Origin of the sequence: Rhodococcus shunpengi, assembly GCF_048381395.1 — a bacterium.
Lineage (GTDB): Bacteria > Actinomycetota > Actinomycetes > Mycobacteriales > Mycobacteriaceae > Rhodococcus.
On the sequence record NZ_JBLWIU010000017.1, the window covers coordinates 40,726 to 62,422 of the forward strand.

The 21,697-nt window shown below is 65.1% G+C and carries 22 protein-coding genes and 2 pseudogenes; 14 read left to right on the forward strand and 10 right to left on the reverse strand.

The window, feature by feature from the left end:
* Nucleotide 1 precedes the first annotated feature (1 nt).
* Together ACNJ7K_RS11720 and ACNJ7K_RS11725 are read left to right on the forward strand one after the other, a co-directional pair.
* Nucleotides 2-1,264, forward strand: a complete 1,263-nt coding sequence (locus ACNJ7K_RS11720) for an acyl-CoA dehydrogenase family protein (RefSeq protein WP_487041729.1) — start codon at nt 2-4, stop codon at nt 1,262-1,264.
* A 3-nt stretch (nt 1,265-1,267) separates the two neighbouring features.
* A complete protein-coding gene (locus ACNJ7K_RS11725; protein WP_487041730.1) occupies nt 1,268-2,569 on the forward strand; it encodes an LLM class flavin-dependent oxidoreductase in 1,302 nt (433 codons plus the stop codon).
* Between the two features lie 138 nt (nt 2,570-2,707).
* On the opposite strand, the gene ACNJ7K_RS11730 is transcribed toward ACNJ7K_RS11725, so the two are convergent.
* The 5 genes from ACNJ7K_RS11730 to ACNJ7K_RS11750 form a co-directional block, all read right to left on the reverse strand.
* Nucleotides 2,708-2,848: a hypothetical protein gene (locus ACNJ7K_RS11730; RefSeq protein ID WP_487041731.1), complete on the reverse strand. Its 141-nt coding sequence runs from the start codon at nt 2,846-2,848 to the stop codon at nt 2,708-2,710.
* 95 nt (nt 2,849-2,943) lie between these two features.
* On the reverse strand, nt 2,944-3,360 hold the full coding sequence (locus tag ACNJ7K_RS11735) for an SAM-dependent methyltransferase (RefSeq protein ID WP_487041732.1): 417 nt from the start codon (nt 3,358-3,360) through the stop codon (nt 2,944-2,946).
* 444 nt (nt 3,361-3,804) lie between these two features.
* A complete protein-coding gene (locus tag ACNJ7K_RS11740; protein ID WP_487041733.1) occupies nt 3,805-4,056 on the reverse strand; it encodes an Atu4866 domain-containing protein in 252 nt (83 codons plus the stop codon).
* A 23-nt stretch (nt 4,057-4,079) separates the two neighbouring features.
* Nucleotides 4,080-5,483 carry an amidohydrolase family protein gene (locus ACNJ7K_RS11745; protein ID WP_230792247.1) on the reverse strand — a complete coding sequence of 468 codons (1,404 nt, stop codon included), beginning with the start codon at nt 5,481-5,483 and terminating at the stop codon, nt 4,080-4,082.
* Between the two features lie 27 nt (nt 5,484-5,510).
* A complete protein-coding gene (locus ACNJ7K_RS11750) occupies nt 5,511-6,245 on the reverse strand; it encodes an Atu4866 domain-containing protein (RefSeq protein ID WP_230792246.1) in 735 nt (244 codons plus the stop codon).
* A gap of 276 nt (nt 6,246-6,521) precedes the next feature.
* On the opposite strand from ACNJ7K_RS11750, the gene ACNJ7K_RS11755 reads away from it, so the two are divergent.
* The 3 genes from ACNJ7K_RS11755 (at nt 6,522) to ACNJ7K_RS11765 (ending at nt 8,619) form a co-directional block, all read left to right on the forward strand.
* On the forward strand, nt 6,522-6,785 hold the full coding sequence (locus ACNJ7K_RS11755) for a hypothetical protein (RefSeq protein WP_230792245.1): 264 nt from the start codon (nt 6,522-6,524) through the stop codon (nt 6,783-6,785).
* Nucleotides 6,782-7,612, forward strand: coding sequence for a helix-turn-helix domain-containing protein (locus tag ACNJ7K_RS11760; protein WP_230792244.1), 831 nt, complete (start codon nt 6,782-6,784; stop codon nt 7,610-7,612). Before ACNJ7K_RS11755 ends, ACNJ7K_RS11760 begins: the two co-directional genes overlap by 4 nt.
* A gap of 254 nt (nt 7,613-7,866) precedes the next feature.
* The gene (locus tag ACNJ7K_RS11765; RefSeq protein ID WP_230792243.1) at nt 7,867-8,619 is read left to right on the forward strand and encodes an SDR family NAD(P)-dependent oxidoreductase; all 753 of its coding nucleotides are present in this window, start codon (nt 7,867-7,869) and stop codon (nt 8,617-8,619) included.
* Between the two features lie 230 nt (nt 8,620-8,849).
* On the opposite strand, the pseudogene ACNJ7K_RS11770 reads toward ACNJ7K_RS11765, so the two are convergent.
* Nucleotides 8,850-9,046 (reverse strand): annotated as a pseudogene (locus ACNJ7K_RS11770) (single-stranded DNA-binding protein); the annotation flags it as partial.
* Between the two features lie 784 nt (nt 9,047-9,830).
* Here ACNJ7K_RS11770 and ACNJ7K_RS11775 point away from each other — a divergent pair.
* The 6 genes and pseudogenes from ACNJ7K_RS11775 to ACNJ7K_RS11800 all read left to right on the forward strand — a co-directional run bounded on the left by ACNJ7K_RS11775 (nt 9,831) and on the right by ACNJ7K_RS11800 (nt 13,689).
* On the forward strand, nt 9,831-10,481 hold the full coding sequence (locus ACNJ7K_RS11775) for a hypothetical protein (protein ID WP_230792242.1): 651 nt from the start codon (nt 9,831-9,833) through the stop codon (nt 10,479-10,481).
* The gene (locus ACNJ7K_RS11780; RefSeq protein WP_230792241.1) at nt 10,478-10,954 is read left to right on the forward strand and encodes a hypothetical protein; all 477 of its coding nucleotides are present in this window, start codon (nt 10,478-10,480) and stop codon (nt 10,952-10,954) included. Before ACNJ7K_RS11775 ends, ACNJ7K_RS11780 begins: the two co-directional genes overlap by 4 nt.
* Before the next feature lie 58 nt (nt 10,955-11,012).
* On the forward strand, nt 11,013-11,549 hold the full coding sequence (locus tag ACNJ7K_RS11785) for a helicase associated domain-containing protein (RefSeq protein WP_230792239.1): 537 nt from the start codon (nt 11,013-11,015) through the stop codon (nt 11,547-11,549).
* Between the two features lie 57 nt (nt 11,550-11,606).
* A pseudogene (locus ACNJ7K_RS11790) lies at nt 11,607-11,888 on the forward strand (IS21 family transposase); the annotation flags it as partial.
* 124 nt (nt 11,889-12,012) lie between these two features.
* Complete coding sequence (locus ACNJ7K_RS11795) at nt 12,013-12,165, forward strand: hypothetical protein (protein ID WP_230792353.1); 153 nt, start codon at nt 12,013-12,015, stop codon at nt 12,163-12,165.
* Nucleotides 12,166-12,333: 168 nt separating this feature from the next.
* Complete coding sequence (locus tag ACNJ7K_RS11800; RefSeq protein WP_487041734.1) at nt 12,334-13,689, forward strand: VWA domain-containing protein; 1,356 nt, start codon at nt 12,334-12,336, stop codon at nt 13,687-13,689.
* 489 nt (nt 13,690-14,178) lie between these two features.
* On the opposite strand, the gene ACNJ7K_RS11805 is transcribed toward ACNJ7K_RS11800, so the two are convergent.
* Nucleotides 14,179-14,706: a fumarylacetoacetate hydrolase family protein gene (locus ACNJ7K_RS11805; protein WP_372474181.1), complete on the reverse strand. Its 528-nt coding sequence runs from the start codon at nt 14,704-14,706 to the stop codon at nt 14,179-14,181.
* Here ACNJ7K_RS11805 and ACNJ7K_RS11810 point away from each other — a divergent pair.
* Nucleotides 14,622-14,798 (forward strand): DinB/UmuC family translesion DNA polymerase, encoded by a 177-nt coding sequence (locus tag ACNJ7K_RS11810; protein WP_372474179.1) that lies wholly within the window; start codon nt 14,622-14,624, stop codon nt 14,796-14,798. The genes ACNJ7K_RS11805 and ACNJ7K_RS11810 overlap by 85 nt on opposite strands.
* A gap of 411 nt (nt 14,799-15,209) precedes the next feature.
* Here ACNJ7K_RS11810 and ACNJ7K_RS11815 read toward each other — a convergent pair whose 3' ends face one another.
* The 3 genes from ACNJ7K_RS11815 to ACNJ7K_RS11825 are packed head-to-tail and all read right to left on the reverse strand — an operon-like array spanning nt 15,210 to nt 17,990.
* On the reverse strand, nt 15,210-16,094 hold the full coding sequence (locus ACNJ7K_RS11815; protein WP_230792349.1) for a crotonase/enoyl-CoA hydratase family protein: 885 nt from the start codon (nt 16,092-16,094) through the stop codon (nt 15,210-15,212).
* 19 nt (nt 16,095-16,113) lie between these two features.
* On the reverse strand, nt 16,114-17,094 hold the full coding sequence (locus ACNJ7K_RS11820; protein WP_088899527.1) for an NAD(P)H-dependent flavin oxidoreductase: 981 nt from the start codon (nt 17,092-17,094) through the stop codon (nt 16,114-16,116).
* A complete protein-coding gene (locus ACNJ7K_RS11825; RefSeq protein WP_039583700.1) occupies nt 17,091-17,990 on the reverse strand; it encodes an SMP-30/gluconolactonase/LRE family protein in 900 nt (299 codons plus the stop codon). The genes ACNJ7K_RS11820 and ACNJ7K_RS11825 overlap by 4 nt, the downstream gene beginning before the upstream one ends.
* Nucleotides 17,991-18,222: 232 nt before the next feature.
* Between ACNJ7K_RS11825 and ACNJ7K_RS11830 the strand changes: the two genes are divergently transcribed.
* On the forward strand, nt 18,223-19,803 hold the full coding sequence (locus tag ACNJ7K_RS11830; RefSeq protein ID WP_088899526.1) for a long-chain fatty acid--CoA ligase: 1,581 nt from the start codon (nt 18,223-18,225) through the stop codon (nt 19,801-19,803).
* Nucleotides 19,804-20,073: 270 nt separating this feature from the next.
* A complete protein-coding gene (locus ACNJ7K_RS11835) occupies nt 20,074-21,678 on the forward strand; it encodes a sigma-54-dependent Fis family transcriptional regulator (RefSeq protein WP_487041735.1) in 1,605 nt (534 codons plus the stop codon).
* The last annotated feature ends 19 nt before the right edge of the window (nt 21,679-21,697 follow it).

The following is a 21,697-nucleotide window of genomic DNA, read 5'->3' on the forward strand; positions in this document are numbered from 1 at the left end:
AGTGAACACAATGGTCGCCCCCACTTCCCCCGACATCCGCACGCTCCTCGCGGGCCCCTTCGCGGAGTTCGACACCCTCGCCGCGACGTACCGGCCCGTCTTCGCCCGCATCGCCGAAGGGAATCTGCAACGCGAACGAACGCGCGAGTTCCCCTACGAGCAGGTCCGCTGGCTGATCGACGCCGGATTCTCGCGGCTACGTATCCCACGCGAACTCGGCGGCGACGGCGCCACCCTCCAGCAGGTTTTCCTGCTGCTCGCCGAACTCGGCGAGGCGGACCCGAACGTGGCCCACATCTTCCGCAACCACCTCGCGTTCGTGGAGGACCGGCTCAACTCGTCCGACCATCCGTCGACGGAGATCTGGCTGGAACGTTTCCGCCAAGGGCAGTTCGTCGGCGGGGGATGGACCGAGGCGAGCAACACCAAGTTCGGTGAGATCGGCACCCGCATCACCACGTCCGAGGGTGTCACCCGCATCACCGGCAACAAGTACTACGCCACGGGAAGCCTCTACGCCGACTGGCTCGACGTCATCGGCCGCAACGAGAACGACGAGCTCGTCACGGCTCTCGTGGCGCGGGAGCAGCCCGGCGTCACCCTTATAGACGACTGGGAGGGCTTCGGGCAGCAAACCACTGCCAGCGGATCGGCCCGCTACCAGGACGCGGTCGTCGACGAGCACGGAACCTTCCCGGCCGAGCAGCGATTCGCATATCAGGGACTCTTCTACCAGACGGCGCTGCTGTCGGTGCTCGTCGGCATCGGCCGCGCAGCCTTCCGCGACGGCTCCGACGGCCTGCGACGCCGCACCCGCAACTACCCGCTCGGCGTGAACGAGGTACCGCCGCAGGATCCGCTCCTGCAGCAGCAGATCGGGCGCATCGCCACGCGACTGTTCCAGGCGGAGGCCGCCCTCGAGAAGCAGAGCGCGACCCTCGACGTCGTCGCTCACGCACACGCTCGCGGCGACGTCGAGCGGGAGAAGTCGGCGCTGGTGGACGCCACCGTCCGCACCCACGAGGCCCAGTCCGTCATCATCGACTCCGTTCTCGAGATCACGGCGACGATCTTCGATGCCCTGGGCGCTTCGGCGACCGCAGTCTCATCGGCACTCGACCGGCACTGGCGCAACGCCCGGACGCTGTCCTCCCACAACCCGCGGGTGTTCAAGGAACGTGTCCTCGGCGACTACTACGTCAACGGGACCGTGCCGGTCGGTGGTTCGAATCCGTATGCGCGTCCGCAGGGACAAGGGGTCTAGGCGATGGGCAACCGACGTGAAGGTCATGTGCTTCTGGGCGTGAACGTCCTCGTCTACGGGTACATCCCCTCCGCGTGGCGTTCCCCGCTGCTGGACGCCCGCGACTTCGTCGAACCCGCGTACTGGGAGCGGATCGGCCGACTCGCCGAACGCGCGACGCTCGACGCCGTCTTCCTCGCCGACGCGCTGGGTCTGGGGGATCCGGCCTATGATGCGAACCCGATCCGGCTCGACCCGACGGTGTTGTGGGCGCACGTCGCACGGGCCACCGAACGGGTGGGTCTGCTCGCCACCGCGTCGACGACCTTCAACGATCCGGTGGAACTCGCGAGCCGCCTCCTCACCCTCGACCACATCTGCGGGGGTCGTGCCGGGTGGAACCTGGTAACCACTCGCGACAATCGCTCGGCCGCGAACTTCGGTCTGCCGAACATCGTGGCGCGCACCGAACGGTACGAGCGGGCCGCCGAATTCGCGGACCTCACCCGGCAACTGTGGACCGCGGCGCAGACCGGAGAGACGGTGCGCTTCCACGGTTCACACTTCGACTACGAGGGCGACTTCGTCGCTCCCGCCTCGCCGCAGGGACACCCGGTGCTCTTCCAGGCGGGTGGGTCGCCCGCCGGCCGCGACATCGCCGCGCGGTATGCGGACGGGGTGTTCGCCGCGGAGATCACCCAGGAGACTGCGCGCGAGCACTATCGGCTGGTGAAGTCGGCCGCGGCCGGTCACGGACGCCGGCCGGGCGAGGTGAAGATCCTGCCCGGTCTGCTGCTCACCCTCGGGTCCACCGAGGAGGAGGCCCGTCGCCGGGTCGACGAGTTGTACGACACGAGCCCCTCCTGGTACTCGGCCGCGTGGCTCACGCACGCGATCGGGGTGGACGTCACCACCCTCGAACTGGACGAGCCGTTCCCCGACGAGGTGATCAACGGTCCGATCTCCGAAACCTTCCAGGGCAGCATCGGTTTCCGCGAGTCAATCCTCGAACAGATCCGGCAGACGCGTCCCACGGTGCGCGAGTATCTGCGTCAGACCCGCTACTCCGGTTCCGGGCACGGCGGATTCGTCGGCACACCCGAGCAGCTCGTCGACCGGATCGAGCAGTGGTATCTCGCCGGTGCTTGCGACGGGTTCAACCTGCAGCCCGACATCCTCGTCGACAGCCTCGAGGTCATCGCCGACGAGGTCATCCCGAGGCTTCGGGCGCGGGGCCTGTACCGGCACGAGTACCAGACGACTACTTTGCGTGGACACCTTCAGGCAGCGGAACCACAGTTTGCTCCTGCTCTACAGACGCTGTGATGAACAAGTCCACAGCGTTGGTGTGATGGCCGGGTACCGACAGTGATCGATGCCGCTCTGTGGCGTTGGTTGAGTGAGCGCTATGGGCCGTGCGGGGCTCGGACGATGCACCGTCCGAGCCCCGCGCGGGATATGGGGTCAGCGCTGCATCAGCGCGAAGACGCCCCAGCCGAGATACTTCTGCACGTAACGCGTGTAGCGGGCGGCCTTGGCGGTGAGCTCGGCCCGAACCTCCGACGCCAATTCGTCGTTCGGGTTCTCGTCGAGCCAGCGGGGCATAGTGAGCCATTGCGCTGCGGTGTAGCGGTCTCAGTCCTGCTGGTCGGCGAGCATCATCTGCACGACGTCGTACCCGAGTTCGCCGAACTGCTCGATCAACCCCGGCAGCGGCCGGAAGTCGCCACGCGGGTGGCATGGCAGGCCACCGCTGTCTCCTTGTCGGGGGGAATCACGCGCCAGTAGGGCTCGCCGATCACGATCATCCCGCCGGGGCGGAGGCTGCGGGCGAGCAATTCGGTGGTGCCGGCGACGCCGTTACCGATTAATGTGGCGTCGACGTATGCGGCGCGATCGGCCGGTTCGTCCGTGACGTGGCCGGAGGCGTCGCCGTGGACGAACCTCACGCGGTCGGTGACGTCGAGTTCGACAGCGCGGGCGCGGGCCTGCTCGGTAAAGAGCGTGCTGATGTCCACGCCCGTGCCCGTGCCCGTGCATCTCAGGTCGCGTGCCCACGTGCAAAGCATCTCGCCGCAGTCGCAGTCGCAGCCGCAGCCGCTGGCCAGGTCGAGCACTCGTGTTCCGGGGGGCGAGGTGGAGTGCCTGGCGGAGGGTGGCGACGGTAGTGGGTGGCGTCCGCCGCCGACACGGGTGCGGTCACGACGTCGAAGATTGCATCGGGAACCGCTCGTCGGCAGCGTTTTCGGGGCGTCCACCTCGACCTTCGGTGTTTTCGAAAGGTGGGAGTAAGGGCTCGAGCGGTGCCCATTGTGTGTCGGTCACCGATGATGACGGCTGCACCGCGCACCGGAGTCGACCGATCTGGTGGCGGGTAGGGCATGACGGGCACAGCGCGATAGGTGAAGGCGGCAAGTGAGCTCCTGGTAGGGCAGGGATGTGAGCACTCACTGACCTACCTGGAGTTCGCCGCATCTCAGCTGTCACACGCCGACGCTCCCTGAGGCACATTCGGGTGCAAACTGCCTCTGTTGGTTGCCGGTTTCAGTTCGGCGATTGCTTCAGCCGGTCGGGTCCCGGTACATGACCATGCCCGCGTGGTACAGGACGTCGTCGCGGAACTCCCCGTCGGCGGAGAAGCCGGTGTCGTCGCGGTAGTAGATCATGGTGCCGTCGATCCGGTAGTCGCCCGTGTAGGCGGCCTCCCGGCTGCCGCGTGCCTCGACGTACCGTCCCTCCGGGAGGAGACGCTGGCGGATGTTCCCGTCGGCGGTTACCCACAGCCCGACGAATGGGTGCTGATCTTGTTTCATGTCCTTCGCTTCCTTCATGGTCTTCACAGTGCTGCCGCCACCCGTCGGGTGATGGTGTCGCGGGAGCGGATCACGTCCTCGCGGAGGGCGTCGATGTCTTCGCCGATCAGCGAACCTTTCCACTTGCGCGGGTTGCCGGCGACGAGGACGGTGTCGATGTTGCGTGTGTCGGAGCCGAGCACGAGGGTGCCGACGGCGTCGTTGAGAGGCATGTTGTTGACGTCGTCGGCACGGACGATGAGCAGGTCGGCGTCCTTGCCGGGGGTCAGCGAACCGGTGACGTGCCCGAGCGCGTTGGCGTGCGCGCCTTGCAGGGTGGCGAAGTCGAGGACGTCGTGCGTGGTGATCCGGTGGCGGGTCTCCTCCGTTCCGTAGGCGGCGTTGGTGGCACGCATGCGTTGGATGGCGTGCAGGGTCCGCATCTGGGTGAACATGTCGCTGGCGAGCGCGACCTCCACGTCGATGCTCAGGCCCGGCCGGATCCCGGCGGCGAGGGCCTCGTCGACGGCGGGTACGGCCGTGTCGAGACCGATCTGTGCGTCGGAGGTCGGGGCGAGTGAGACCGTGACACCGGCGTCTGCCATCGCCGTCCATGCTTCGGGGGTCAGTCCCGTCGAGTGGATCAGTGTGAGGTTCGGATCGAGGATCCCCATCCGGGCCCAGCGCAGGATCGCCTCCGAGGAGGGCATTCCGAAGACCGCGTCGATGCTGGTCCACACGCCGAGATCGCGAGCGAGAGCAGCGAGTTCGGGGCCGTAGGCGATGGTGGGTCCGGCGATCTCGTCGGTGGACAGGGCAGCCAGTCGTACGGTGACGAGACCTCCTGCGGCGCCGTGGAAGTCGTTCACCAACCGGATCATATCTTTGGGCCACTGGTGGTCCCACTGGCCGAAGTGCGGCCCCATCGAGGCATGCACGCCGCGGATTCCGGTGTCGATGAGCGCATTGAGCGCAGCATCGGAGTGCGCGGAGCTGCGTGAGTTGTGCGAGAAGTCGAGCATGGTGGTGATACCCGAATCCAGCGCGGTCAGCGCGGCGAGTCGGGTCCCGATGTACATGTCCTCCGGCTCGTAGTTCGGGGCGATGCCGGCCAGGGTTGAGGTGACGTATTCACCGAGGTCGGCGACGTCGGGGATGCTGCGGCGCAGTTGCGCTTCCCAGGCGTGACGGTGGGTGTCGACGAAACCGGGGCTGACGATCAACCCGCGGGTATCGAGGGCGAGGGCCGCTGTGGCGGTGGCACCGTGTTCGGGGTCGGAGCGCAGGTCGGGTCCGATCGCGGCGATTCGGGAACCGGTGAGCAGGACGTCGCCGGTGTCGAGGTCCGGGATGGTGGGATCCATGGTGACGACGGCGCCGCCGGTCAGCAGGATCGGGCGGCCGCTGTCACGGGCAGCGGTGAACTCGGTGAGGGAAATCTTCGGCATGGTGTGCTTTCGGGTGTCGGCGGCAGGTCAGGAGCGGTGGAAGGTGTAGCCGGCGTGATGCAGTACGTCGTCGGCGAATTCGCCGAAGGCCCAGAATCCGAGATCGTCGCGGTAGTCGATGCGGTCGCCGGTGATCCAGTACGAGCCCTGGTAGGCGTGCGGGCGTCCACCGCGGGTTTCGTCGTAGCGGCCGTCGGCGGTCAGGTGCTGGTGCACGAAATCGTTCTCGTCGATCCAGGTGCCGAGATACCGGTCCGAGGAGGCGGTGTGGGCAACTTCGATATCTGTTGCAAGGCTGGTGACGTCGACCGGGTGTCCATCCCACACGGCGATGTCACCGTCGACGACGACCGTGAGCGCGATCTTGGGGGCGGCGAGGAATCGGCCCACCACGGATTCCGATTCTCCGGACACGGCGGGCAGGATTGCGAAACCGGCCGGATTGCCCGGCGCGATCGCGGTCGGTGACCGGAACGATTTCGGGCGCAGGCCGCGCAGCTGAGTAGTGTCTACGACCGTCGGCACGATGACATACCCGGCGCAGTCGATGACGATGGCGCCGTCGTCATCTGCTGCGGTCAGCAGGCCCGGTCCGATGCCGACCACGCGTGAGCCGCCGAGAAGAACATCGCCGCGGTCGAAGTCGCCGATCAGGGAGTCGCCGGTGATGATCCGGGCGTTGGCGAACAGCAGCGGACGATGCCCGCCGGTGCGGTTGGCGGTGATGAGTTCGAGTAGTTCGGGGGTGAAGGCGGTGATCATGTGTACTCCAGAATGGGATTCGAGGACGCCGGGTCACTCCGGCGAGATCCACTATTCGGCTGGAGGGAGCACGGGAACAGGCCGCTGTGTGCCTGGGTGCGCTACGGCCTGGTTCGGCCTGGCCGAGGTACGAGAGTCGGATCCTGTCGCTCCGAGGAATCTCGTGAGAGGAGCCGCATGGCAGCGCGGCCGTGATCGGGGTCGTGGGCACCACCTTGGTCGTCGCCGGTGGTATCATCGTCTTTGTCGCAGCCATCGTGCTGACCACTTCTGCCCTTGTCGCAGGCATCGTCGAGATGTCTGCGCCTGCCCGAGACGGCCGGCGCGACTGCCTGGTACGGCGCGTTCATGTTCCTCGGCGGCAGCGTCGGCCCGGTGATCGCTGCACCGGCCCACGGCGGCAGTGTGACCACCGCGATGTTCCTCGTGGTGGCGATCGCCCTGTTCGGTGCCGCCCTGGTGCTCACGGGCACGCAAACCCAGCCTGGGTGCGATACGGCCTGCCAGGCGCGTCGCGGTGAGGCTAGCGTCGTCTTATGAGCTCCACCGAATTGGGAACATTCCTCAAAGCGCGACGCGGTCACGTGCAGCCCACGGATGTCGGCATCACAGCGCAGTCGGGGCGGCGGGTTTCTGGTCTTCGGCGTGAAGAAGTCGCCATGCTCGCCGGTGTCAGTGTCGACTACTACACCCGACTCGAGCAGGGACGCGAGCGAAATCCCTCCCCAGCGGTCCTCAACGCCCTCGCCGGCGCACTCGACCTCGACACCGATGTGCGCGAGCACCTGTTCCGTCTCGCCGGTATGGCCCCGACACCGCGCACTCCGGTACGGACGACCGTCGACGATTCACTTCGGCAACTGCTCGCATCCTGGTCTGATACCCCCGCGTTCATCATCAACCGTCAGTTGGATGTTCTTGCATACAACGATCTGGCTGGAGCGCTGTACAGCGGGTTCGAACGCATCGACAACATTGCGCGGATGGTCTTCCTCGACCCCTTCGGACGCAGGTTCTTCACCGATCGGGATCGCGCAACCACCTCGTGTGTCGCGAACCTTCGGCTCGCTCTCGGTCACACGGGTTCGGCAGATGACGTCCGTGCTCTTGTTCTCCAGGCACACGCTGCAAGCGCCGAGTTCCGCGAACTGTGGAGCCGGCACGACGTCCGAGGAAAAACTCACGAGGCAAAAGAATTTCGCCATCCTGCCGTCGGTGATCTTCTCCTCGAATACAACGCCTTCGACGTCCGCAGCGCACCCGGCCATCAACTGATCGTCTACCAAGCTCCCGTCGGCTCGCCCAGCTCAGACAAGCTCCAACTGTTGGGATCCCTCGCAGCAACCGCCAGCTCCGATCTGCCGTAGATCTGTCGTTCAGGTAGGCAGGAACTGTCCGCACATCGCGGTCTTTGCACTGTGAACCCTCGCCGAACAGAGCGGCAGCGTTCGAGGGTGCTCCTGCCGCTGTCCTGCACTGAACGGAAGTTCGCCCCACTCGATGTCGGATAGTGTTGTCCATGTCGAGCCCGCCCCTGTCTCGTGACGGGACCTGCCTGTGGGCGGACGGCGGATGACACGAGATCGGTGGGATACTCACCGCGAAAGCGAAGGTTCAGTCCATGCGAAAGGTTCTGGTCACCGGCGCATCGAGCGGCATCGGCCGCGCCACTGCCCGCGCATTCGCCGAACTCGGTGACACCGTGGCAGTGCACTATGCGACCGACCGGCGCGGCGCCGAGCACACGAGGTCAGAGCTTCCCGGTGAAGGCCACACCATCGTCAGCGGTGACATCGGAGATCCGACGCAAGCACGAAACCTGGTAGAGCGCGCGGTCGGGGCGCTCGGTTCGTTGGATGTGCTTGTCAACAACGCCGCGGTAGCACCGTCCGCGGGCAATCGCCACCCGATTACGGATGTCAGCTACGACGATTGGTGCACCGTGTGGACCAGGATGGTGGAGGTGAACCTTCTCGGGTCTGCCTGCGTGACCTGGGCAGCGGCACAACACATGACCGCCGGGGGTCGCATCATCAACGTCGGCTCTCGTGGGGCGTTTCGAGGTGAACCCGAGCATCCGGCCTACGGTGCAACCAAGGCTGCTTTGCACGCACTCGGACAATCGCTGGCGATCGGGCTGGCACCACGAGGAATCGCCGTGAGCTGCGTCGCACCCGGGTTCGTCTCCAGCGAACGTCAGCAACCGAAGCTCAACAGCGAAGAAGGCACCGCACTACGGCAACAGAGTCCGCTCGGGCGCGTCGGGACACCGGCCGAAGTGGCCGCAGCCATCGTCTATCTCGCCTCACCCGAAGCCGAATGGGCCACCGGGACAATCCTGGACCTCAACGGCGCGTCTCACCTTCGGACATGACCGACTTCCTCTACGTCGGATAAGCCCACTCCCCGTCTATCAGCGGATGTCTCGGTGCCGCGGATGCATCCGGCCGGTCCCCGGTTTCGGTGTTGTCGACTCTGGTATCGCCGTCGGCGAACCAGGTCTGGCCGGCTGTTGTCTTCGACGCCCTCGGGTAGCGCCGGGCGCGGCTGCCGCAGTGGAGACCCCGGCGGCAGTGTCGGTGGTGCGTGTCATGGCTGCTCCCTTCACCTGGAAAGGCGGCAGGCACCAGGATCGGCGCCTGCCGCCTCACCACGGCTGGTCGGATCAGAACGGCGGTTCGTCGCTGCCACCGGCATTGGACTGCCCGCCGCCGAAACCACCCCCGGTTCCGCCGCTGGGGCCAGCCTTGAGGACCTTCGCGGAGGCGTAGCGCAGGGAGGGGGCCGATCTCGTCGACCTCGGCAAGGCGACTACCGGACCACTCTCTACATCAACTACGTCGCGAAGCGCATCGTCCGGGCCGTCCCCGATCGCAGGGTCAGCTTCGAATGGGTGAAAGGACACGACGGGGATCTGCACAACGAAGCCGCCAACCGCGCTGCCCGCAGCGTCCGCCGATACAACACCTACCGGATCCCGGCCAGCGCGTTGCCGTATGTACTCGACAACATCGGGCAGGACATCGCCGCCTGCATGCTCAGAGACAGCGCGAAGCGCGAATTGCCGTGTCCATCGCCCTTCAACGTGCGGCGTCGAAGTGTGAGCTGTGAAGGACCCCGTTCTCCTGAGAAGGGCAGCCCTACCTCAGATACCGTTGTCGGCTGGCCGTGGTGCAGTGGCTGCGTCGCCGGGGTTACTGGTGGTCCGCGGTGAGGTTCCCGGGTCCTGCAAGGACGACGCTCCTCCGCATTGCCTCGAAGCTCGTCGATGATGGCGCTGCCGGGCCGCAACGAGGGACATGTCGGCTATGCAGATAGAGAGCACCCCTCGGCGTTTCGGGTCGGCGAAACCAGGCGGGGCAGAGGGTCCGGGGCGATCCTTTCGGTGATCCGTGGCCGCAGGTTGCGGTGTGCGAGTCGTCGCCGGCTGGGGGAGGTGTCATTACGCGAGATCCTGACGGTTTCTGATGCTTTCGTGTCCGAGGTTCGCCAGCGGCCTGGCGTGGGCAGGCGGCAGTGACCTCCGCGGAAACGGCGCGGGTTGGGGACCTTCTGCTGCGGGCCTGCTCGCTAGGCTCACAAGCCATGAGTACGAGTGAGGCCGGCCCGCACCCGGCACTGACGGACAGGTGGTCTCGTCGCCGGGTGTTGTTGGTGGTCCTGTGCGCCGGGATGCTGGCCGTCGGGGCGTGCATGGCGTACGCGATCGACTGGGCGAAGGACCGGCCCAAGACGCTCTCGTTCGCGGTGGCGTACGAGCCGTTCGGTTCACGCTCGATGCTCGAACCCGGCAATGCCCGCGCCGGACTCGACCGTCTCGGCGAGCGGGTCACGGACCAGCACCGAATCCACCAGATCGTCCTCGACGGGCACGCATTCAGAATCAACGTCGTCGACCGTGCCGGCCGCGCCACCGAGATCACGACGGACATCACCGGGCACATCGAAAGCCGCCACTTTTCCACGGCAAAACCGGAGCGTTTCGACGACGGGATCTCCGCCACCGAGTTCACCGGAATCGACATCGACTCGGTACTGACCAGCCTGCACACCCTGTGGCGCGCCGGCGATCATCAAATCGATCCTCGCACCGGCCGGCCCGAACCGCCATGGCTGACTCTCGGCAGCGGCAGCGGCTACGGCCCTTCGGACGAGTGGACCTTCCACTTCGAGCCTGCGGACTCCTCGGCCGACGACTCCGTGACCGTAGATCTGCACGGAAAGGCAACGCGATGAGCGCGAAAAACCTGTTCGCATCGGTGCAACTCGTTGTGGGCAGCGCCCTGCTGCTCGCTGCTGCCCCACTGCTGGCCTGGGCGTCGTTCGTCTACGTCCGCGGTGAAGTTCCCGGCTCCTGCGGAGGAGACTACCCGCCGTGCCCACCGGCAGCCGAGTCAGCGGTGGGTGCCTTCATAATCGGCTTGTTCGTGTGCCTGCCCGTCGGCGCTCTTCTGGCTGCGCGGCGGCGCCCGGAGATGTGGTGTGCAGCGATCGCTCTGGCCTTCGGAGGACTTGCTGCCGGTGTGTTCAGCTCACGTTTTCTGGCGGACCCGACCACAACCCATCTGGCGGCGCCGCTGTGGTTCTGCGTGATCACCGCAACGATTGCGCTGGTCGCCGTAGTGATCGCAGTGATCCTGGCCGGACCGTCTCAGCCCCACGCAGCGGTCGACAGGGAACACCCGGGGCATAACGGAACAGAGTTGTAAGCGCCCACCTCTCAACTCAACGGGTGTGAGCACCAACGTCGCCGGGCATACTGAACCCATGCGAAAGCTGGATCGCACCGCTCCCTATGCGCGTCGAACACCCCGACCCGCCACCGTGTTGTCGCCGGCGGTGCGTCGCTACCGAGAACATGCGAACACCCCGGACCCGGATTCGCGTGTCGTGGCCGAGGACGGTTTTCATCTCGGACGCTGGGCGGACCGGCACCGCATCGCCCGCGTCCTCGGCATCCTTCCCGCAGCTCGCGAGGCCGAACTCGACGCGATCGGATTCGACTGGAAAATCCCCCGTCCCGCAGGTTTCGACAGCAAGCATCGCCGGATGCTGCTCGAGATCGCTGCCTACCGCGAAAAGCACGGTACCGGCGAGGTTCCGAGCACCTACCTCTCCGACGACGGTGAACCCGTAGGGGAGTGGCTCTACCGCAAGGTCCGCAAGTGGCGAGACGGTCACCTCCCGGCTGACGAGCAAGCTGTCCTCGAACTTCTCGGTATCTCGCCCACCCCGCGGTCGCGCGGACCACGCACCGCCAGACAAGGGCGTTCGACGCGGCAGCCTGCGGCCTTGGCGCACTGACTACCCACAGTCGACTGCTGGCTTAAGTCGGCTCCTCCCACGAAGTTGGGGAGGACCACCGAGCCCGGGTTGTGGATGCAGTTCGACCGGGGCGACGGACCGAAAGTGACTGACCCTGGCGGGATTCTACGCTCAACGTTGTTGTTCTGCGCCTGGTTGGCGTGGCCGCGCTACCGGGTGGTGATCCCGGTTTGGGATCAAACGTTGCCGACGTTGATCGGGTGCCTGGATGCCACGGTGCGTCGCTTCGGCGGAGTCCCGACCTACGCGTTGACCGACAATCCGCGCACCGTGAGGATCGATCACGTCGCCGGCATCGCGGTGCGGCATCTGCAGATCGACCCGGCGCATTACCGAAGATCATCCGCAGGATCCGGGCGGGGCTCCGAATCTGCCGGTCCCCAGGGCCCGCTCCGCGGCCGACGCCTGGTTTCTTGATCTCGGACTCGGTGCACACATCTGGTTGATCGCTGCGTTGGCGGCCGGGACGGTCCGGATCCGGGCGAAGATGACCGCCGCGGTCGACCGGTTGCACCATGCGCATGTGGTGATCACCGAGGGCACCTCGTTGCGGGTGCAGGACGCCACCGTTGGGCGGGGTGATGCCCTGAGCTGACCTGGTGCGAGAGATCAGCTGACCGCCGACAGGCAGATCAGCTGGCCGCGCACAGGGACACCCTCTGTCCGCCTGCAGGGACGTCCTCATGTCCCTTGACATCAGTAAGGGCCGATGAACCTGCGGTGGACACGCAGGTGAGTTTTCAGGCGGTATAGGCTCTCTCGCATGCCGGTAGCGATGAGTAAGGGCGCCAACGTTGCGTTGGGCACGACGATGTTGCGTATCGAATTGGTGTGGTCGGCTAGCGCTGGCGTGCCGGATGTGGACGTATCTGCTTTGCTGCTTTCGGGGTCCGGCAAGGTGCGCTCGGACGACGATTTTGTGTTCTTCAACCAGCCGTCGCACGTATCGGGCGCGGTGGTGCATACCGGCAAGCCACGTCCGGGGAGCGACACTCTCACAGTCGACACTTCCCGCCTCCCCGCAGACATCGACCGCGTCGTGATAGCTGCGTCCGCAGACGGGGGTACGTTCGGCCAGCTGCAGGGTTTGGCGTTGGTCGTACGAGACGGTGCTGACCACCCGCTTCTTCGATTCGATATCACCGATGCTTCGGTCGAGTCTGCGTTTTTGTTCGGTGAGGTGTACCGCCGGGGCGAGCAGTGGAAATTCCGGGCAGTAGGGCAGGGATACGCATCGGGACTGTACGGAATCGCAACCGATTTCGGGATCACGGTTGACGATCCGCCGCCGCCATCTCACGTAGATAGCCGAACCCAATCCCCTCGTGGTTCAACCACTACAACGCCGCCGACATCCGGGGGAGTTGCTGCGGAGCTCGAGCGGCTTCCTGTGGACATGCGTAAGCGGTTGGAACTGCGCAAGAAGCAGGTCGCAGTATCGTTGACGAAACGCGGTGCCACCGGACTGAGGGCCCGGGTGATTCTCGTGCTGGATGCTTCGGGATCGATGTCCCGGTTGTATGACAAGGGTGTGGTTGCCGGCGTCGTGGAACGAATGGCGGCCGTAGCTGCGCAACTCGACGACGACGGTCGCATGCAGGCGTTCACCTTTGCCAGTAACAGTGCTCGCTTACCGGATCTCGTTCTCGGCGACATGCCTGAGTGGATCCGATTGCATGTTCGCGTGGGTGAGATGAAGGGTTTCGGGCGGCGTCGCAACCTCGCCGCCGGGCAGATCGATATGCGTACGGTGGGTATCCAGAACGAGGAGCAGAAGGTCATCGCCGATGTGCGTGCCCTGGTTCGGGCGGATCCTCAGCCTGTTCCCACGTTGGTCTTGTTCTTTTCCGATGGTGGTGTGTACCGAAATCAGGAGATCGAAGCCGAGTTGCGTGCCGCGGTGTCGGAGCCGATCTTCTGGCAGTTCGTCGGTCTCGGCCGAGCTGGGTTCGGGGTGCTCGAACGTTTCGATACGTTGCCGGATCGGCATGTCGACAACGTCGGATTCTTTGCGGTCGACAAGATCGAAAAGGTGTCCGACGACAAACTATACGATCTGCTGCTGTCTGAATTCCCGTCGTGGGTGAAGGAAGCACGCAAGCACGGGATCCTTGCCTGATGACCCGTCCTGATTTGAAAGGATGGTCCGGCGTCGGTAGGGCAGGCAAGACCACCGTCGTAGGTCATGCATCGGCGGTGCTCTGTCGGTAACGGGTGGAACGAGTCGTTTGCCTCCGGTATCAAAAAATAGGGCAAGGTGGATGATCCCGGCATGAGGGTTCGTGTCATTGTCGCCAGCCCTGTCTTCTTGCTCCTCGTCGCGGGTTGCTCGACCGACAGCGGTTCGCCGGTTGTGGTCACCGAAACGGTGACCGTGTCAGTCGAGGCTTCCACGACGCCGAAAATGTCGACGCCCACGACCGTCGCAACGATCGTCAGCACGCCGACGGTGGCCCGCCCCCGCCCAGCACAACAAAGAGTTCGATATCCAGCACGTACCGGGCGCCGGCATCAACCACCTCCGTTGTGGTCGCTCCGGCAGTCGCGCCCACCCCGGTTCAGTCGCAAGTCAACTCCGGTCAACGGAATGCTGTCTGGCTGCCCAGCATCATGGATGTCCGACAATGTGCGCGTTCAACGTTCCGAGTCCCGGAGAGGACACTTCGACGGTGTCTCCGTCATGCAGAAATTTATCGAAGGGGAGTCTTCCGTCATTGTCAACGACTGTGCTGTCGACTGCGGTTCCCGCCCCGGTTCCCCCGCTGAGTACATCTCCTGACAAGAGGGTGAAATCTTCGGACATCTGTTCCCGCAGCTCTCCGAAGGAATGCATCATTTCCGAACCGTTGAACTGTTGTCGGACCTCTCCGTTGACACGGGTCGTGACGTCACACGAAGCCGGATTCACTTCGTCCACTGAAACCCAAGGGCCCATCAACTTAGAATGATCGAAGTTCTTGTGAGCGTAGAATGGTACGCGAAAGGCAAACTCTTCGTGACTGCGGATACTCCAATCGATGACGAGGGTTGTTCCCCAGATCCGTTGCTCCCATTGATCGGCTCGCAGACGCTTCCCACCATCGGCTAAAACGACAGCAACTTCGCCCTCATAGTCGAATAGTCCATGTAGGGACAGACCCCCGTTCCTACCGCGGCCGTGAGGAGAGGGTTCGACGGATTCCTCGGCCGACGGACAGTAGCCCCGATGTAAGTACGTGTTTGGGGTAGGAGACGTCGAACACTCGCACCCGGGCGCCTTCCGCGCGAAGTGCGGTGGGCCACCTTCCCCGTGGTCGGGAAGGTGGCTCCAACCGGGTGCGGGGCTTCTCCAGTCCTGATCCGTTGAGAGTTCGATGTCCTGCGTGGATCGATCATCACGAACCGAGCTGGTGAAGTGGAAGGTTCGGTATTCAGAGGCACTGATGGAGCATCGCTGCCAACTCGCGTGTTGCGGCCGCTTCGGTCTCCGCGCCCCACGCGCTCAGAGCATCGGCTGAGACCATCAGAGATGCGGACGAATCAGCGGGGATGCCGTCGCCGAGCGGTAGTCCGATTTCCTGGCGGAGTTCATGCATAAGGACAGTGCGCTTCATGAGACTTTCTTTGTTCGGTCGGTTGGAGCGGGGACGCAGTAGGTGTTCACGGCGTCGTTGTCTCGATCCACTCTTCGTAGAACGACGGCATGGCTGAGGCCTTGTCATGGAACTCGGGTGGGCGCTTGTCGCGGAATGCCTGCACTCCCTCGGCGCCGTCGCCGATGCTGGTGTAGAACATGGCCAGCGAATCGACGCGGTGGGCATCTGCGGGGTGAGCAGCGGCCGCGTTTCGCAGCAGCATCTGGCGCATCAGGGCCACCGAGACCGGTGAGCGGTCGCGGGTCCAGGCATTTGCCAACGCGCGCGCTTCGCTGAGCAACATCTCGGGCTCATAGACCGCCTGCGCCAACCCGTCGATGTATGCGACCTCGGCGTTGAGGATCTCTGCCCTATAGACCAGATCCAGCGCAGTGGGCATGCCGACCAGCCGGGGAAGGAACCATGTCGAGCACGCTTCGGGCACTATTCCGAGTTTGCCGAACACCAGGCCGAACCGCGCTCGGGTCGACATCAGCCGCGCGTCCATCGCCAGCGTCATGGTTGCACCGATTCCGACGGCCGCACCGTTGATTGCGGCGATCACCGGTTTACGACAGGCATGGATTGCGAGGGTGACACGACCGCCCGTGTCGCGGATCCGGCGCAATTCGGGGTCGTCGAGATTCTTCATGTCGGCAAGAGTGGGGCGTTTCGACTCGTCGAGTCCGAACACATTCCCTTCACTCGACAGGTCCATGCCGGCGCAGAAAGCGCGCCCTGCTCCGGTGACGATCACGGCCCGGACCGTGTCGTCGTCGTTCACCGACACGAAGGTGTGCTCGAGTTCGTCGGCCATCTCGACGGTGAACGCATTGAGACGGTCGGGACGGTTGAGGACCACGGTGAGGATGCCGTCCTCGACTTCGTGGCGAAGGGTGGTGTATTCCATGACTTCTCCCGTCTGCCTGTCAGGCGAGGTCGGCGGCAATCCTGCGGATGGCGGCTTCGGCATCGCTCACGATGTCCGAAATGATCGTCTTGCAGGGAAGCACGGCATCGATGAGACCTTGGGACTGGCCGGCCCACCACATGCCGCCTTCCATGTTCCCCTTCTCCAGCACTTCCGTTCGGCCGCGTACCCCGGAGGCGAGGTGTGCGACGTCGGAGAACGTGGCGTCAGGGCGGGCGGAAAGGGCTGCGATCGTCTCGGAGACGGAGTTGCGGGCCACACGTGCGGTATTACGGAACTCTCGGAACACGAGGATGGTCTGGCGTTCGTCGTTGGCAACGATCTGGGCCTTGACGTTCGGATGCACAGGAGCTTCGTCGCTGGCCACGAACCTGGTGCCCATGTTGATTGCGCATGCGCCGAGGGCCAGTGCTGCGGCCAATCCGTCGCCGGTGGCGAATCCGCCACTGGCGATGATCGGGATGTCGAGCACGCGCGCTGCGGCGGGGATGAGGATCAGGCCGGGGATGTCCTCGTTGCCGGGATGGCCGGCGCACTCGAACCCGTCGATACTGACGGCGTCGACACCCATGGACTGTGCTTTGATCGCATGCCGGACCGCTACCGCTTTGTGGATGACCTTGATCCCGGCGGCTTTGAACGCCGCTACATGTTCCTGGGGGTTGCTGCCGGCGGTTTCCACGATGGTGATGCCGCTGTCGATGATCGCGGCCCGGTAGTCGTCGTACGGCACGGGAGTGACGGTGGGCAGCAGGGTGAGATTGACACCGAACGGCTTATCGGTCATCTCCCGGCACCGGGCGATCTCAGCGACGAGAGCTTCGGGGGTGGGTTGCGTCAGCGCGGTGAGAAACCCCAAACCCCCGGCATTGGCCACCGCGGAGATCAGCTCCGCGGTGCCGACCCCGGTCATGCCACCGCACACCACCGGGTGCTCGATCCCGAAAGTGTCGGTGAAACGTGTGCGCAGCACGATCACGGCCTCCCTGCGTGCGGAACGTCGACTCTCGTCGAGAGGACCTTGGCTTCACGCGCAGCGCTGCGCTTGGCTTCGTCGAAATCCGGTGCGACCGAGAGGAATAGTGTGCGACCGTCATCGCCACCGAGCGCAACCGCGAACACTCCCAGCGGAGCCGTACTCACCTCGTCCAGGATGGTTCCGCCTTCGGCCAGGCGGACGGCACGTTGGTTGACGCAGTCGGCGATCCAGATGGCACCTTCAGCGTCGAGGGCCTGACCATCAGGTGCAATCGTGCACGCCGCAAGCCTCTTCTCCACGCTCGGCTCGTCGCCGAGATCGCCGAACGAGGCGAAGTCCTGACGGGGGCCGAGTGTGCCGTCCGGTTCGATATCGAATCGGGAGACGCGGTTGCCGAACAGTTCGTTGACGTACAGCGTTCTTCCGTCCGGGGAGATGCACATACCGTTCGGGAAGGACAGTCCTTCGGCAGCTACTCGGGAAGTGCCGTCGGTGTCGACGAGGACCACAACGCCGTGCTCGTGATCGGCACCTCCCATGAGGTCGAATCCGAACTCGCCGACGTATGCCTGACCGTTCGCGGCGACGACCATGTCGTTGGCGTGACCGTGGCAGTGTTCGGAGATGTCGGCGTGCTCGACGAGCGAGCCGTCGGGTTCGCGGCGCAGGACTTTGCGATCCTTCATCGAGACGACGAGCATGCGCCCGTCGGGAAGCCATCCGAGTCCGGACGGCTGGTGTTCGACGGTGCAGACCTGTTCGATGGATCCGTCGGCGTTCACGGCATTGACCGAGTGGGTGTAGAAATCCACGAACCACAGTCGGCCCTCATGCCACCGAGGTCCCTCGGTGTAGGTGAATCCTGTTGCGACTTCCGTCATTGGACGACTTGTCATGGGAGTACCTTTCTTCCGGCGCTCGTTGCCCGCTGGGCTCGGCCGGTGTCGGCCGGGCGCCTATGCGGGTGAGGTGGCTCCAGTCTCGGGATCCTCACGGCGGTCGAGGTGTCCCACAACGCAACAGTGCGGACGAGTTCATCGGGCGCTGTCGCAAATTCGGACGGTTCGGTGCCAGGGTTGGTGTGCAGGCTGGTCGTACCCTCGCTCACCTGATCCGGAGGAATGCGCCATGCTCACCACGATGATGGATCGTCCACTGCTGATCAGCTCGCTGCTGTGGCGTGCTGAGAACGTCTTCGCCGACCGGGTCGGAGTCTCGTGCGACGCAACCCGCGGAGACCGAGAGTTCACCTACCGCGATCTCGGCGCGACCGCACGCCGGTTTGCTGGTTCCTTCGAGAACTTGGGCATCGGGTTCGGAACCAGGGTTGCGACGTTGGCCTGGAACACCTTCGAGCATCTTGTCGCCTACTACGCAGTTCCTGCGTGCGGGGCAGTGCTGCACACGGTCAACCATCGGATGTCACCCGAGCACATCGCCTACACAATGGACAAGGCCGAGGACGAGGTTGTGCTGATCGACGCTGATCTGTTGCCCGTACTCCTCGAGATTCTCCCGCGCCTCCCGCGGATCCGGCATGTGGTGGTCATCGGTGATCTCGAGCAGGCCGAGTATTCGATATCTGCAGAGGTGACCTGGTGGTCGTTCGACGGATTGCTGCTCGATGCCGTGCCGATCGGGGAATTCCCGGAGTTCGACGAGACGACCGCATCGTCGATTTGTTTCACCTCGGGTACCACCGGGCTGCCCAAGGGGGTCGTGTACAGCCATCGAAGTACGGTGCTGCACGCGATGGCGATCAGTGCTTCCGGGGGCGTCGCGATCGACGGTCGGCACTCGTACCTGCTTGCCACGCAGATGTCCCACGTACACAGTTGGGGTGTTCCGTACGCGGGGGTGCTGCAGGGCGCACGTCTCGTCCTCCCCGGGCCGCACCCCTCGCCCGCGGAGCTGCTGCGCATCATCACGGATCAGACACCCGATGTCTTCGTCGGCGCCCCGGCCGTGGCGGCGCTCATGCGTGCACAGTTCGATGCCGATCCCGAGCGTTACGACCTCGGAAGTTTGCAGACCATGTGGTTGGGCGGGCAGGTGCTGCCACCAGTGCTGGTGAGGTGGTGGGCGGAGCGGGGAGTGGCGACCGTCAACGGGTGGGGGATGACCGAAACCTCCCCTATGGGAACTTTCAGCAACTCGGCCGATTGCCAAGGCAGACCCTTGCCGTTGTTCCAGGTGCGTGTCGTCGACGAAGAGGGTCGGAAGCTGCCGTGGAATGGCTTCACCACCGGCGAGCTGGAGGTTCGTTCGCCGTGGGTGACCGGGACGTACCTCGACGACGACCGCGCCGCCGAGGCGTTCGACGCCGGCTGGCTGCGCAGCGGCGACGTCGCGGTGATCCACCCGGACGGCCGGCTGGAGATCCGCGACCGGGTCAAAGACCTCATCAAGAGCGGAGGAGAATGGATCTCTTCCGTCGAGGTCGAGAACCAGCTGCTCCTGCATCCGGCGGTGGTGGAAGCCGCTGTCATCGCGGTACCGCACGAAACCTGGCAGGAGCGCCCCTTGGCGTGGGTTCGGACAACGGAGGAGGTCTCCGATGATCAGCTTCGGGCCCACTTGGCGGTCACCCTGCCGAAGTTCTGGCTCCCCGACACGTTCGTGCGGGTAGACGAGGTCCCCAAGACGTCAGTGGGCAAATTGGACAAGGTGCGCATGCGCCGGATGTGGGCCCAGAAGTCCGTGGTGTAGCGTTCTGGGACACTCATGGTCCATGTGACCTCTATTACATAATGTTCGTACTGACCGTGAGGTGTTCGAGGTGGTGATGACGTGACCGAGCGGCTTGGCATGCACGTAGACGATCGCAATTCCGATAGGTATGACTCCGACAGGTATGACAATGCTTCGCCACGAGTGCGGCCGGAGATCGAGCAGTCCTGGCGCCGCTGCCGTGCCATCGGGGCGGCTTCGGACGGTTCTCGTCTGCGCTACATCGATACCCCCACAGACTCGAAGCTTGTGCGTGCGGCGCGGCCGGTCCTGGATCGGTTGGCCGATCAACTCGCCGATGCACCGGTGACGATCCTGCTCGCCTCGCAGGATGCGACCATCGTCGACCGGCGGGCCGGGCAGCGGTCGCTGCTCGGTCGTCTCGACCGGGCCCAGGTCGCCCCGGGGTTCATCTTCGCCGAGGAATGCGCCGGAACCAACGGGATCGGCACCGCCCTCGAAGAACGCAAAGCGTTCCGGGTCCGCGGGGAAGAGCACCTGCTCGAGTCGCTGCACCCGCTGGCCTGTGTCGGCTCCCCGATCGTCGACCAGGTCTCACGCGCGGTGACCGGCATCGTCGACATCACCTGCCAGGTCGACGATGTCAACGAGCTGATGGCACCGCTGGTGCTCTCGGCGGTACGCGACATCGAAGAACGACTGTTCGCCCTGTCCGCCCGCAGCGAGCAGAACCTGCTGCGCGAATACATGCGCAGCAAACGCCGCGGCCACGCCGCGGTGGTGGCGATGAGCCGGGACACGGTGATCGCGACCCCGACGGTGTCACGGTTGATGGACTCGACCGATCAGATGATGATCTGGGACTGGATCAGCACCCATCTGGCCGCCAAGGACGAATGGGAAGGACCGCTGCGTTTCGCCGAGGGGATCGACGTGCGGGTCCATGCCCGCCGGGTCGGTGAGTCCACCGATCCGCTCAGCGCGATCATCGAACTGCGCCCGCTGGCCTCCCCGGCTCCGCCGCGTCCGCGCGCCCGCCTGGCCCCCGCCGCGCCCGCCGGTGCGGCGCCGGCGACGCGTATCGCCGGCCGCAGCCTGGCCGCGCACCGACTCCAGGACCGGGTCGACGAGATCGCCGCGACCGTCGCGCCGGTGCTGATCATCGGCGAGTCCGGTGTCGGCAAAACCCATCTGGCCCGGCAGATCCAGCACCGCTGGGGACCGAACGCCCCGGTCCCGAGCGTCGACGCGTCGACGTTGACCCCCTCGGCGGTGGCCGAGTTGCGGGCGCGTCTGTCCGGCAGTTTCGCGTGCATCCTCGAGCACCTCGACGAGGTCCCCGACGACGCTGTCGCTCCTACCCGGCGGTTGCTCGACGCCGCCGTCGAGCTCGGTGCACCGGTGATCGCCACCGCCACCTCGAGCACCCCCGACGATCTGCGCCATCAGGTGCAGACCCATGTGCGGCGCAGTGTGTGCATCCCACCGCTGCGCCAGCGCATCGAAGATCTCACCGATCTCGCGCGGGAGTTGCTCGCCGCCGAATTCCCCGACCGTCCGACCCCGCAACTGCAACCGGCCGCGCATCGGGCGTTGATCGACCATCACTGGCCCGGCAACCTGCGCGAACTCGCCTCGGTGCTCAGTACCGCGGCGGCACGGTCGATGGGATTCGACATCAAACTCGAACATCTGCCCGCCGACTACCGCACCCTCGGTGCCGGCCGCCGGTTGACCTCGCTCGAACGCACCGAACGCGAAGCGATCGTCCGCGCCCTCGACGAGTCCGACGGCAACAAATCCCTCGCCGCCCACCGACTCGGTGTGGCCCGCTCGACCCTCTACCGCAAGATCCGCGCACTGGGCCTGGAAAACGAAACGTTCGGTTCCTGACCCCTGAAACACTCTGTCG